Source organism: Thermogemmatispora sp. (assembly GCF_019683755.1).
Lineage (GTDB): Bacteria > Chloroflexota > Ktedonobacteria > Ktedonobacterales > Ktedonobacteraceae > Thermogemmatispora.
The window spans coordinates 1-13345 of sequence record NZ_JADGHT010000104.1; the positions used below are offsets into that span (position 1 = coordinate 1).

The 13345-nt window shown below is 58.5% G+C and carries 7 protein-coding genes; 3 read left to right on the forward strand and 4 right to left on the reverse strand.

The window, feature by feature from the left end; genetic code table 11:
• The first annotated feature begins 61 nt into the window (after positions 1-61).
• Together IRZ24_RS09110 and gyrB are read left to right on the forward strand one after the other, a co-directional pair.
• On the forward strand, positions 62-685 hold the full coding sequence (locus IRZ24_RS09110) for a zinc ribbon domain-containing protein (RefSeq protein WP_297162855.1): 624 nt from the start codon (positions 62-64) through the stop codon (positions 683-685).
• A 1469-nt stretch (positions 686-2154) separates the two neighbouring features.
• Positions 2155-4167: a DNA topoisomerase (ATP-hydrolyzing) subunit B gene (gene gyrB, locus IRZ24_RS09115; RefSeq protein WP_297162858.1), complete on the forward strand. Its 2013-nt coding sequence runs from the start codon at positions 2155-2157 to the stop codon at positions 4165-4167.
• A 490-nt stretch (positions 4168-4657) separates the two neighbouring features.
• On the opposite strand, the gene IRZ24_RS09120 is transcribed toward gyrB, so the two are convergent.
• Entirely contained in the window at positions 4658-7906 is a 3249-nt protein-coding gene (locus IRZ24_RS09120; RefSeq protein ID WP_297162861.1) for an efflux RND transporter permease subunit, read from the reverse strand.
• A 412-nt stretch (positions 7907-8318) separates the two neighbouring features.
• Between IRZ24_RS09120 and IRZ24_RS09125 the strand changes: the two genes are divergently transcribed.
• The gene (locus tag IRZ24_RS09125) at positions 8319-9722 is read left to right on the forward strand and encodes a zinc-ribbon domain-containing protein (protein WP_297162864.1); all 1404 of its coding nucleotides are present in this window, start codon (positions 8319-8321) and stop codon (positions 9720-9722) included.
• A gap of 167 nt (positions 9723-9889) precedes the next feature.
• On the opposite strand, the gene IRZ24_RS09130 is transcribed toward IRZ24_RS09125, so the two are convergent.
• From IRZ24_RS09130 to IRZ24_RS09140, 3 genes are all read right to left on the reverse strand, one after another.
• Positions 9890-11113, reverse strand: a complete 1224-nt coding sequence (locus tag IRZ24_RS09130; RefSeq protein ID WP_297162866.1) for an FIST N-terminal domain-containing protein — start codon at positions 11111-11113, stop codon at positions 9890-9892.
• Positions 11114-11141: 28 nt separating this feature from the next.
• A complete protein-coding gene (locus IRZ24_RS09135; protein WP_297162869.1) occupies positions 11142-11549 on the reverse strand; it encodes a VOC family protein in 408 nt (135 codons plus the stop codon).
• Between the two features lie 339 nt (positions 11550-11888).
• On the reverse strand, positions 11889-13345 hold a 1457-nt coding region (locus tag IRZ24_RS09140; RefSeq protein WP_297162873.1), incomplete at its 5' end, for an ATP-binding protein.

Sequence of the window (13345 nt, forward strand, 5' to 3'; positions counted from 1 at the left end):
GGGATGTCCGTTGTAATTGTGTGTACTGAGCTATGTCTATTCTGAAAGGGGCCTTCATCCTGTGAACGCGCAATCTCTGACCCTTATTCTTGGAGCTACTCCCGGTGGGGGCAACCTGCTGACAACTCTGCAGAACGCCCTGGGGCTTATTATCAGTTTTTTTCTCGCGTTTTTCTTCGTTTTCTGGATAAGTTTGATCATTTGGACATTTCGCGATATTCGCTCCCGCTCCCAGGATCTGGCCACGCAGGTCATCGCGACTTTGCTGGTGGCGGTCTTTAATGTGGGCGGGTTGCTGATCTACTTGATTCTGCGCCCTCGCCAAACACTTGCCGAGATCTATGAGCGCCAGCTAGAGGAGGAATCGCTGCTGGCAGAGATGACCGAGCGCCAGACATGTACCAATTGCCACGCTCGGGTGGAGTCGGATTTCCAGATCTGCCCGTCCTGTGGGCAGAAGCTTAAGCGGCCTTGCCCGAAGTGTGAGCGCCTCCTTGAGCTGCGCTGGTCGTTCTGTCCCTACTGCGCTACCAATTTGATGGCCATGCCAATGCAGGGCATGCCCAGCGTCCCAGGCGTCTCTGGTGTGCCAGGCGTACCTTCCATGCCAGGTGTTGCTGGCATGCCCGCCAATCAGCCGCCGGGTGTCCCAATGAGTGGCCCGCTGAGCGGCAACCGCTTCTAGCTCTGGCTTCTTCGTTCCTGCGTAAACTTATTGCTCGCTGTGCTGGCTTTGCTGCCGGCTGACTGATTGAGCGAGCATGTGATTGATTGCTGGCGACGGCCGCTGATACGACGGTCCATGCTGGCTTTGGCTCCAGTGCCAGATGGCCTCGTTGGTTTGTCTTTGTCGCTGGTCTGTCTGGCACCTCTCCCCTGTACGGTGAGCGCTGCGCTGGCTCCCAGGCACTAGCTCGGTATTCCCTGCCTTGCTGCAAGCTGGTGACTAGCGATGAGCCGCCTGTCCGGTTTGCTGACCAGGCCAGACGGCTCTTGTATTTTTGTTGTCTCTATCTCTGGCTTATGTCACCTGGCAAGCAGGAAGTGAATAGCGTCGCTCCTTCAATGCCTGTGAGCTTTTCTGCTGTCGCACCGCTCGCCTGGCCTGGCAGCATGGATACGCTGGCGGGGCGCTCAGGCGCTCAGTTCACCTTCCCCCCGGGGCTGCTCGATCCGCCGTGAGCACTGTATGGCAGATGGCAGGTGGTGAGCATCTCAAGAGGCCAAGAGGTTCGCTGCTAAGGCTCGCTCTGAGTTGGGCACGGCTGGTCTGGAGATGCGCTCTGGCTAGGGTCAGCCACTTTGTTCGCTGTTCGGCCAGAACTGCTCAGCCTGCTGCTGGCGGTAGATGGACGGGGCCGATGAAGCGAGAGATGAGGGCAGCTTTGACTTTCTATGGTGGTCAATCTGTCCGTCTTTGATTGGCTCGCAGCCTTGCATGTGATATAATAAGAGAGACACCAAAGGGTAACTTCGTTACCACATTGGCTTCTCTCTTTCAGAAAGAACGTATAAGCAGCATAACAGCTGTGATCTTTTCCTCACAGAGCCTGTCTCCTCGTCCTGGTCAGCACGCAGGTGCTTGAGACCGCCAGGCGCACAGCTCCGTACGACGATGCGCAATCAGACATGGATGGCGCCGCGCTGACTGTGCCCTGTAACCCGACAGACCAGGAGGTAGGCGTAGGAAGAGAGCGGCAAAACAGGCGAGCAGCAAGATTTGATAGCGCTTGCCTGTTCGTCTCCCTCTGTTCAGCCTGGCTGGCAGACGACGATCGGTCTGGATGTAGCGGCAGTGAGCAAGCGAGCAGGCAGGTCAGTGGTGAAGCTGATGGAGGGATGAGCGGCTGGTTGGCGCCGCTATCTGTCTATGCCCTGATGCCTCGCGTCGGCTAGAGCCGGCTGACCGAGAAGCAGACGAACGGCAAGCCAGGCTGCGCTGCAAGCGCTGAGCAGAGCTGCTTGCCCATTCTTCAGAGAGTGACCTGAGCTGAGGCATCAGGTCCGCCATGCAAGGCTCATCGCTGGCCCAGTCCTCGCGCTCTCGGTCGAGATGAGTCTTCAGGCTGTGCTATCTATTGAGAGTGAGAGTGGCCTCTTGGCTCTTTTTCTATAAAGAGAAGGCTGTTAGCGTTAAAGGAACGTGCAGACCCTATGGCAAAAGCAAGAGAAACTCTGGCAGCAACGGCTGAGCAGGTAGCTGGTGATGGCGCGCTCTCCAAGGAGAAACTCAATGGCTCCAAGGCGGCGCGTGGTAGCGTCAGCAGCGGGGAGTACAATGAGCAGCATATCCAGATCCTCGAAGGTCTGGAGGCGGTGCGCGTCCGACCCGGTATGTATATCGGGTCGACTGATCAGCGTGGCCTTCACCACCTGATCTATGAGGTGGTTGACAATAGCGTCGATGAGGCGATGGCCGGATTCGCCGATACGGTGACAGTGACGATCCACGCCGATGAATCCGTGACGATCGAGGACAATGGGCGTGGTATTCCTGTGGAAAAGCATCACCAGCGCCCTGAGATGTCGACGCTGGAAGTGGTGATGACGATCTTGCATGCCGGCGGCAAGTTTGGCAGTGGGGTCTATCAGTTCAGCAGCGGCCTGCACGGCGTGGGTGTCTCAGTGGTCAATGCCCTATCAGAGTGGTGCGAGGTAGAGGTGAAGCGCGATGGTCGCCGCTATCGCCAGCGCTACGAGCGCGGCGTCGCCGTCACTCCGGTAGAGGATCTGGGACCGGCTGAGGGCCACGGCACTAAAACCACTTTTCTCCCTGATCTCCAGGTCATGGAGACTCGCGACTATAACTTCGATATCCTGGCCCAGCGCTTCCGCGAGATCGCCTATCTCAACCGCGGCTTGACTATCTCTCTCCGCGATGAGCGCACCGATCGCGAGGTCACTTTCTACTTTGAAGGCGGCCTCGTCTCCTTCGTCCGCTACCTTAATAAGAACCGCAATTGCCTGCAAAGCCGTCCCGTTAGTATTGTGCGCGAGGTCGACCAGGTGAAGGTTGAAATCGCGCTCCAGTATAACGATAGCTGGAATACGACGGAGTTCTCTTTCGCTAACGGCATCAATACCGTGGACGGCGGTATGCATATCACTGGCTTCCGCAGTGCTCTGACGCGCACGCTGAATGATTATGCCCGTAAAATGGGCTTTCTTAAAGAGAAGGAGAGCAATCTAACCGGTGAGGATGTGCGCCAGGGTTTGACCGCGGTGGTCAGTGTGAAGCTGCCCAACCCTCAATTTGAGGCGCAGACGAAGGCCAAGTTGAATAATGCTGAGGTGCGTCCGATCGTCGAGGCAGTGACGGCGGAAATGCTCTCGGTCTATCTGGAGGAGACTCCTTCGGAGGCGCGGGCGATCATTGAGAAGTGTTTGACCTCGGCACGGGCTCGTGAGGCGGCACGCGCGGCTCGCGAGCTGGTTCAACGGAAGAATGCGCTCGATACAACTCTCCCGGGAAAGCTGGCTGACTGTACCGAGCGTCGTCCCGATCGCTGCGAGCTGTACCTTGTCGAAGGCGACTCCGCTGGCGGCTCCGCCAAGCAGGGCCGCGATCGCCATTTTCAGGCCATCCTTCCTCTGCGCGGCAAAATTCTGAACGTGGAACGCGCCCGCCTGCAGAAGATGCTGGAGAACGAGGAGGTCAAGAATATTATCACTGCCATCGGCGTGGGCATCGGCGAGTCTTTCGATAAGTCAAAGCTGCGCTATGGACGCATTGTGATTATGTGCGATGCCGATGTCGATGGGGCCCACATTCGCACATTGCTCTTGACCTTCTTTTTCCGCTATATGGAGCCGCTGATTACGGACGGTCACCTCTATATCGCTCAGCCACCCCTCTACCATGTGAAAATGGGCAAGGAGGTGCGCTACGCCTATTCGGATGAGGAGCGCGATGCCCTGATCGCTGAATACAAGGCAAAACACAATGGGAAAGAGCCGGAGGTTGGACGCTATAAAGGCTTGGGTGAGATGAATCCCGAAACGCTCTGGGAAACAACGATGGACCCCGCCCGCCGTACGATCCTGAAGGTGACTATTGAGGAGGCCGTGGAGGCGGATCGCGTTTTCAATATGCTGATGGGCGACGAGGTGGCTCCTCGTAAGCGCTTTATTGAGAGCCACGCGAAAAACGCCGAGCTGGATATCTAGAGCAGCGTGCCCTAGATACCTGTTGCTATGCTTAGGCCTGCTTTGCTGCACAGTCCCGGACTTATTGCCTTTGTCTGTTGATGGTGCTTCCTCCCCCGCTGGCTTATCTCTCCAGGCCGGCGTGGGGAGGTCAGGCACGCCCCGTTTGCCTGTTGTCCCTCTCCTACCTTTCGGAGTTGGATAGCCGGATAGCAATCACTTAGGTAGCCTTCCTTCTCGGGTGCTTGCCTCATTGCCGGCTAGCCGAGCCACCGTGCTCCTGTCTGTTTGTCTCTCTGTCTACCTCTCTGCCCGCTGGTGCTCTGCTCGCCCCAGGCCAGCTACCACTAGAGGTGGCACGCCCAACAGGTTTTTCCCCAGCCTGCGCGCCCCTCTCTATTGGTCAACACAGTCACAGAGCCGGAAGAAACAGAGGAGACCAGTTTTTCGCTGGTCTCCTCTGCTCTGCTTTTCTTCCGGTTCTCTGCGACCGCGACGCCCCCACACAGGCTTAGGGCTGAGCGACCACGGCTTCGGTGCGCTCCCCACCAGCGGCGGGAGGCGTCGGCTTCTGGTTGAAGCGCTCTTTGATATCCTCGACCAGCACATAGAGCGTGGGAACCAGCAGGAGCGTCAACATGGTCGAGGAGGTCAGACCGCCGATGACCACGATGGCGAGGTCCCCCGAGATCAGCAGGCTGTCACCGCCTCCGATGCCGAGGGCCATCGGGATCAAGGCCATCACGGTGGCGAGGGCTGTCATCAAGATGGGACGCAGGCGTCGACGTCCGCCCTCAATGACTGCTGTGCGCGCGTCCATGCCTCGCGCCCGATATTGGTTCACAAGATCGATCAGGACAATGGCATTGGTGACCACAATGCCAATCAACATCAGGAAGCCAAAGAGGGAAGAGATGCCGATCGGCGTGCGTGTAGCCGCTGCCAGGATCAGGGAGCCAACACCAGCGAAAGGAATGGCGATCAGCAGGATCAGCGGCTGTACCAGGCTACGGAAGGTGGCCACCATGACAATGTAGACCAGGGGGATGGCCACGAGCAGCACAAAGTAGAACTGCTGCAAAGCCTGATTCTGTAGCGAAGTATTGGTACCCAGGCTGGCGCTTGCACCCGCCGGCAGGTGCAGACTGTTGATGCGCTTCTCTACGTCGTGGGTTACTGCTCCTACATTGTCAATAGTAGCGGTCAATGTAATGGTGGCTGTGCGCGTGCCATTGAGATGCGAGATCTGAGTCGGCCCGTTGACCTGGCTGACGGTGGCAATATCCCCCAGGCGCACGCTACCTGAGCCGGTCGGTAGCTGGAGATCACGCAGTTGCTGCAGGCTCGTCGGCTCCGCACCCAGCTTGAGGTCGACATCCTGCTGCACCCCATTGAGGGTCACATGGGTTACAGTAGTGCCGTTGTAGACCATCTGTAGTAGCTGCCCTACCTGCACCGCCGTCAGACCGTGGGCCAGAGCCTTTTGTGGATCGACGTGAACGTCAATCAGGGGCACCGCCGAGGAGAGGTCACTGCTGACGTCGGTTGTATTGGGTGTAGTGGCTACTGCGTCATAGACCTGCTGGGCAGCCTGACGCAGTGTCGTTTCATCCGGCGCCTGTACGGTAATGTCAACAATGTTGCTGTTGCTGGTCTGTAAGAATGTGAAGGTGCCGACTCCCTTCAATCCTTTGAGGCGGTCTCGGACAGCTTGCTGCACTTGATTGAGATCCGCGCTGGACTTGACGGTGACGATATAGTTGGCGCTGCCGCCACTGGAAGCCCCCGGGCCAAGGTTGAGTAAGGAGTTACCACCGCCACCAATGGTGACCTGATAGGCCTGGATGTCGGGGATGGTGCTGAGGATGTTCTCGACGGGCCGCGTCGCCGCATCGATACGGGCCAGGCTGGCCGTAGGCTCCAGCTTCTGGCTAAAGCGGAAGGAGGTCGCTCCCTGATTCCCAAACACATTGACGGGCAGCAACGGGAAAAGCGCACAGCTAGCGAGGAAGAGCAAGAGAGCAACCACCAGGGTAATGGTCCGATGGCTGGTGACCCAGCGCACTAGCGGCACGTAGCCGCGCTCCAGAAAGCTGGGCTTTTCTTGAGGCAGATCACTCCTGCGCTGAGCTTTCTCCGCCGGGCTCTTGAGGAACCAGTAGGCCAATACGGGGATAATGGTTAGAGCTACTAGCAGGGAGGCCAGTAGCGCTACCGTGACCGAGAAGGCTAGCGGGTGGGCATACTCGCCAACAATGTCGCCAATAAAGGCCAGTGGTAGAAAGACGCAGACAGTGGTGAGTGTTGAAGCGGTGACAGCGGTGGCTACTTCCTTGACTCCCGCCAATACGGCGGTGCGTTTGTCTTCCCCTCCGCGCAGATGGCGATAGATATTTTCAAGAACAACAATAGAGTCGTCAACGACACGCCCGACGGCGATGGTCAGCCCTGAGAGCGTGAGCAGGTTAAGTGAGTAGTCTCCTAGCCAGAGGCAGATCAGGGCGATGACGATCGAGAGTGGGATAGAGATCGCCGTCACCAATGTAGAGCGCACCGACAGCAGGAAGACCAGTATGACCACGACGGCAAAGAGAGCACCAAGCAGGCCCTCGCGCGCCAGATCGCGAACCGACTCCTGAATGTAGGGAGCCTGGTCGCTGACTACGGTGATGTGAGCGTTATAGCCAAGCTTGCGCTCCAGGTCAGGGATCTGCTTGTTGACGTCCTGGGAGATAGAGACAACATTGCCATCATTGGTCTTGGTGATCGCAATGCCCAGGCTGGGCTTGCCATTGGTACGCGTGAGAGTACTCGAGGGCGCGAGATCTTCCTTGACCGTGGCAACATCGCCAAGCTTAATCGGTTTCAGCGTGATTCCTGCGCCAGCAGCAGCGCCGGCGCTGGGATTAAGCTGCTGTTGCAAGGCGGCAGCGCTGCTGGTAGCACCAGTAGCACCGGCACCCGTGAGGCTGGAGGCACTGGCACCGCTCGGATATTGACTCTGCTGCGGCAAGAGCGCTTGCTCGCCGACTACCAGGTTCTTGAGGTCGTCCAGCGAGCCAAGGGTGTTTCCAACGCGTACCGAGAGCGTCTGATCACCCGAGGTCTGTTGACCAGCCGGCAGGGTCAAGTTATTGGCCTGGAGCACCTGCTCAACCTGGTTGACACTGAGATTGTAGCGCTGGAGCTTCTTAGGATCGAGCGTGATGCTGACAATTTGCTGACGCACACCCGTGACACTGACATTAGCGACACCGTCGATCCCCTGCAGGGCCGGCACCACAATCTGTTTGAGACGCACCGCAAGGTCCTGCTGGTCCTGGTCTGAGCTGACAGCCAGCATGATAATCGGCACGTCAGCAAAGTCGTACTGCTGGACCTGTGGAGTAACGTTCGATGGCAGACTGGACTGGGCCTTGCTGATCTCTTCGCTGATGGTTTGCTGGGCCCGATCGAGGTCAGTGCCGAAGTTGTAGTAGATAGTGATCACCGACAGCCCCTGACTGGACTGCGAGGTGATGCGCTGCACACCAGGGTTTCCCTGGAAATTGCTTTCTAGAGGATCGGTGACGTCTTGCTCTACCTGGGCTGGGGCTGCCCCGGGATAGGGCGTGATAACCGAAATAGCCGGATAGACAAGCGATGGCAGTAACTCTTGCTTTAACAACGGGATGATATATCCTCCTAACAGGAGCACTGCTACGGTGGCTAAGGCCACCACACTCCTGTTAGCCATGCTCAATTTCGCAAGGCGATGCATACTGTTCTCTCGTACCCTTTCTGATCCGGTTCCAGGAAGATCTAGAACGGTGTAGTTTCGAAATGTTTTTACGATCGGCCCCGGCCTCCGGTTACAGCCTCCTTGCAGAGGTCATAGTTAGAAAAGGCATCGGTCGGGCAGGAAGGAGATCACTTTTCTCTCTATAAGGGCTGACAGGCCAGCAGCTCTGAGCGGCAGGTCTGGCAAGCCAAGCAGGACGGCGGTGAACCTCATTGGCTGTATGCCGTCGCTGCTTTGGACACGATCGGCAAATGCCACGCCCGGCTTCTTCTCCTCAAACGATGCAAACAGACAGCGTTTAGGTAGAGGAAACGGTCTATTCCTCCTAACAAAAAATGGAGTTGCAGCTATCACCATTACACATAGAGCTGAGACAAAGGAGGCAGCAGCGATGTTCTGTCCTTTCTGTGGGGTCCCTCTACCGCCGGAAGCACGTTTCTGTCCGCTTTGTGGTCATATGGTGATCTTGCCAGGGAGTGACTGGCCTCAGGAAGAAGAGAATCGCACCGAACTGGCCGGCACGCAGCTTACTCCTGAGCATAGCGGTTTGGTGCCGCCGGCAATGGAGTCGATCGCTCCGCCGCCTCCTGGCTTTGGTGCTCCAGTCGAACCAGCCCCCGAGACGAGAAGCGAGCAGGTACTACCGCGGCGCGCGCTCCTTATGGGAGCAGGAGGGCTGATCCTACTCGGAGGAGGTTTGACACTGGCTTTGCTGCACACCCTCTCAAAGGTCTCTCCTTCGCAGGGGGCCTTACCCAGAAGCACCGCCAGGGTTGGCATAGCTGGGCATCCGACATCTCCTTCCTCCCCTCTCCCAGCGTCTACCGCATCACCCTCAGCCAGCCCTTCACCAACCCCCAGCCAAACAGCCACTAGCCCCACAGTGCAAGTCAGCGCGGCGGGGAGCCTTGTAGTGCGCTATACGGGGCATCACGGCTATGTCTACTGTGCCGCCTGGTCACCAGACAACCAGCTTGCCGCCACGGGCGGACAGGATGGGACAGTCCAGATTTGGGAGCCGCTCACGGGGCGACCTGTGCTCATTTGGAATAGCGGGAACCCGCAGCAGGAGATCTATGCGCTAGCCTGGTCTCCTGATGGGCACTATCTGGCCTTTGGAGGCCAGGACCATCAGGTCTACATTGGTGAGATCAAAAGCGGCGCCCTTCTCCTTAGCTACAGCGGTCACAGCCAACCTATCTATGCCCTAGCCTGGTCTCCCGACAGCCAGCAGGTAGCTTCTGGCAGCGGCGACCGCACCGTTCAGGTCTGGAATACGAGTGACGGTAGCACCGTCCTCACCTATGTCGCCCATCAGGACACCATCCGTGGTCTGTCTTGGTCGCGTGTTACCCGATTGCTTGCTTCCTGCTCGGAGGATAGTACCGTGCGCATTTGGCAGCCTTCCACTGGGACGACGCTTACCACCTGCCTTGGTCACCAGGGGGGAGTCTTAAACCTGGATTGGGCCCCCGATGGGCAGCGAGTGGCCTCTGGAGGACGTGACGCCACGGTTCGTATCTGGCAAGCTGCCACAGGCAATCAGGAGCTGATTTATCGTGGTCATCAGAACCGCGTGTGGAGCGTGGCATGGTCGCCCGATGGAAGGCGTCTGGCCTCAGCAGGCAAGGACGGGACTGTCCAGATCTGGGAAGCGAGCAGCGGGCGTCAATTGCTGATTTATCGCGGGCACAGTGACACCGTCTGGTCGGCCTGGTGGTCACGCGATGGGCGGCTGATCCTTTCCTGCAGCAACGACGGCACCGCTCAGGTCTGGTCTGCTCCACCAGCGTGAGGAGCGCCTCTCAAGCCGACGGCGGTGACAAGGCTTACTCACCAGAGCAGCGCTACGGCCCACGCATGCAGTAGGGGCAAAGGTCCCCAGCTTGCTCTGCCAGAGCCTGTCACACCGTCGGCTGGCAGATCTGACTGGCTGCGACTGGTTGCCCGGCTTGGGCGCTCTTATTCCACGCGGACGAGCAAAGCCAGGCAGGCAGTAAAGCCGTGAAGGAAAGGGCGACCATCAACCGGTCCAATTTCGCCACTACAGAAGAGACCAACGAGAGGGAGAGGGCCAAGATAGTGCTCGACTGCCTCAGCGTCATGATTGGGGGTGTCGAAGAGATTCATACCGCGCCCGTTGCAGGTGCACAGGATGATCGCCACCGGCTCGCGGTCTCCTAGTTCCTCACGCGCTCGCTCTAAGGTATCACGCAGATCCATATCGGCAGTGCTGGCATCGCGCATCTGGAACTGGATGGTTTGGCCTACACGCGGCATAGCCCCGATAGCCAGCCCACCGCTGAGTCGGTCGACCCCAATCAGGGGACGGACCAGAAAGCTACCGCGGCCAAAGCTTTCACGATACTCATTAGCAGCCAGACCAACGAGCAGATTATGGCGAGCGCGGCGCTGCAAGAACGGCGGTAGCTCCTGCAGGGTTTCCAGGAGCAACTCATAAGCTGGACGATTGGAAATGGTCTCGACAAGGTTACCACGGACACTAGTGATGGTCCAGGGTTCGCCAATTGGTTCACAGCCCTGCGAGACCAGAGGCAGAATCGTGTAGGAGCCACCAATGGCCAGGCCGACGCCGCCCTCACCAAAAACATCACCGTTGCGAAAGACAAAGGTACGCTGGAGTAAGGGATGGGCCGAGGCCAAACCGCCCACCATCGGACAATGAGGGAAAGCTCTCGCCAGCCCTTCCAAGAGAGCTTCACTATCGAGGCGGAAAGGATCAGCAAAGATCAGCCAGGCGTTGACCTCTTCAGGTAACAGCCCCAGGCGCGTATGCCACTCTTCGGCCCGCTCACATTCCTCGACCAAGGCCTGTGTAAAGCGCACCACGCGCAGCCGCGCACCCGGTAGCTGCAGCGTCATCAGCGCCAAAGCGGGTGTTTCCTCCAGCTCCTCACCTTGTCCAATGACACCCTGGCCAGAGCAGCCGATCAGCAGTCGTACCCCGCTCTCCTCATAGGCGCGCCGCACAAGTTCAGGAAACGATTCTGCATAGAGGCCACTGGCGAAGAGAATCGCTAGATCGCTAGGACCTTTGACACGCGCGAGGGCACGAGTCAGGGCTCGCTCCCAGCGTGCATCTTCGACCAGCGTTCCCCGTACAAGGGGCTTTTCCTCAACCGCATTCATACTCGCTCCCCCACGCTTCGTTTCTTCCGCGCTCATGCCGTTGTCCTGCTTAGCAGGTACTCAGCTAGCCAGCTAGGCTAGCCTCGGCCCGGCAGATGAATTCCACTTCATTGCCGTCGGGATCATCCACATACATGGTGCGACTGGCCAGCACAGGATGTCTGCCACTGCGCGGCTGATAGCCAGCCTCTACCAGGGCTGCGTATTGGGCATCAAACTCCTCTTCCGGCAACTCCAAGGCCAGATGATGGAGCTGATAGCCTGCCGGTTTCGCTTTGATTTCCTCGCTCTTGGGCACCAGCACAATCATCTGTGGAATGCCGGCTTTGCCTTCGCCAACCTTCAAAAAGACATTGGGTAGACCCGGCGGGGAAATCACCTCGAAGCCCAGCAGATCCCGATAGAAATGCAGAGCCTTTTCTTTGTCCGCCGTCCAGAGCACAATTTCAGCAATGCCGACAATATGTTTCATCTGGAACCCCTATTCGCCGACTGCTTTGTTCCCTTCCTGAGCACTCTGCCAGGGACAGAGAAGAGGGCAGAGCCGTCACCGCAGTGTGAAGAGCAAAGGAAGGGGTCTCCTCCTTTTCTACTCCCAACGATGATAGTATCGCACACGCAAGAAGGCCCCGGCAACAGCAAGAGAAGCATAGCGAGCCGGGAAGCAGGAGCGCGACCAGGTAGGGTCGAGGTGCATGGCGCAAGCCAGGACCTGTCAGATGGTGAAAGTGGCTGGAGCGCACCACAGCCATGTCCCGTGGCTGGGAATGGACAGGCTGCAGCACGCTCGGGCGCTCAGGCTCCGGTTTGATTAGTGGCGACGAGGATTGCGCGGGCGATAATCCAGCGCCCCCTCAAAAGTAACCATTGTCACCAGCGAGGCATCGGAGAGGCGTGAGCGAATACGTTCATCGATGGCCTGCAAGCCGCGTGGATTGGCCGTGATCACCGTTGGATAGCGCAAATTGTAGCGATAGTTGAGCAACTGGAAGAGTTTCTCATTGGCCCAGGGCGAGCTTTGCTGAGCCCCCAGGTCATCGAGTACGAGCAGCTCTGCCTCGCGCATACGTGCAAAGAGCTGATCGTAGACTTCAGGTGCCTCGGGAGCGAAGGCAGCGCGCAAGTGATCCAGCAGATCAGGCACGGTAGCAAAGAGCACCAGCGAGCCATTCTCCAGGCAGAGATTGGCGATGGCCGCCGCCAGATGCGTTTTGCCGCAGCCATTAGGCCCCACCAACAACAACCAGCCATCAGGTTCGCGCGCATATTCTAGCGCCATCTGATAGGCCTGACGCACACCAGGCACCGTATAGTTAAAATTCTTAAAACTTTTATCGCGGAACGCTTCGAGATTAGACATACTGCGGAGCTGCTGGCGCCGACGCTCCTTGAGGTCGGCCTCCTTGCACTCGCAAGGAATGGGCTTGCCGAAATGCGGATGGCCAAAGGGCACATCCAGACGCAGATAGCCCGCCCCCTTACACTTAGGACAGATGGGGCGCTGGGAGCCAAAAGGAGCCGGTAGTGTCGAGCCACTGGGAGCAGCAGTTTCCGCAGTCCCCTGGGTCTGCCGCTCGCGTCCTGGTGTTTGGCGGGTTTGACGCAGCCGCAAGGTCTCTTGAAACTGTGTAAAGGCAGGGTCGGCGAGAGCATTGGAGCGCAAGGGCTGCGTGACACGTTGCTGACGAGCCGCCGAAGGGGCGCCAGCAGCCGAGAGCGCTAGCCGATCATGAGGCAGCAGCGAAGCACGCTCACGCTGTGAACATGAGCGCGTTGGCACAGGCAGCGCGCTAGCAGCCACTGATCGCGATCTGGCGGGGCGAGCAGTGGCCTCCAGCAACTCCTGTTCATCCTCCCAATCTCCGTAGCGCATCCCTCCCTCATCATCGTCCTCCTCATCTTCCCAGACTTCATCGTCGGAGAGAGCGTCACCTCTCAAGACCGGTAGGTAATCGTCGGCCCGATAGTAGTAGTCGCGCGCACGCGGCGGCAGAGACGAAGCCGGGAGATTCCGACTCCGACGCGCCCCATAGAGGCGCTCGCCCTGACGCCCTGGCAGCCGGCTTGGACGCGAGAGCGAGGCATCGCTTTCTAGTGCCAGGGTATCTGTCAAGACGTTGGTCAGCGCGTCGGGTCCAGGCACCTCAGTCACTTCAACGTGCCCGCGCGACGAGCGCCCAGGACGCGATAGCGCCTGATTGAGAGCCGCCGCCTGCTCGGGCAAAGGCCCGCCTGTCGTATGCTCCCCGCGCTCGCGCTGCAGTGTTC

Excerpts from the sequence above, each read along its gene's own strand:
- gyrB (WP_297162858.1), top strand. The coding sequence starts at position 2,155 with ATGGCAAAAGCAAGAGAAACTCTGGCAGCAACGGCTGAGCAGGTAGCT.
- IRZ24_RS09120 (WP_297162861.1), bottom strand. The coding sequence starts at position 7,906 with ATGCATCGCCTTGCGAAATTGAGCATGGCTAACAGGAGTGTGGTGGCC.
- IRZ24_RS09125 (WP_297162864.1), top strand. The coding sequence starts at position 8,319 with ATGTTCTGTCCTTTCTGTGGGGTCCCTCTACCGCCGGAAGCACGTTTC.
- IRZ24_RS09130 (WP_297162866.1), bottom strand. The coding sequence starts at position 11,113 with ATGAGCGCGGAAGAAACGAAGCGTGGGGGAGCGAGTATGAATGCGGTT.
- IRZ24_RS09135 (WP_297162869.1), bottom strand. The coding sequence starts at position 11,549 with ATGAAACATATTGTCGGCATTGCTGAAATTGTGCTCTGGACGGCGGAC.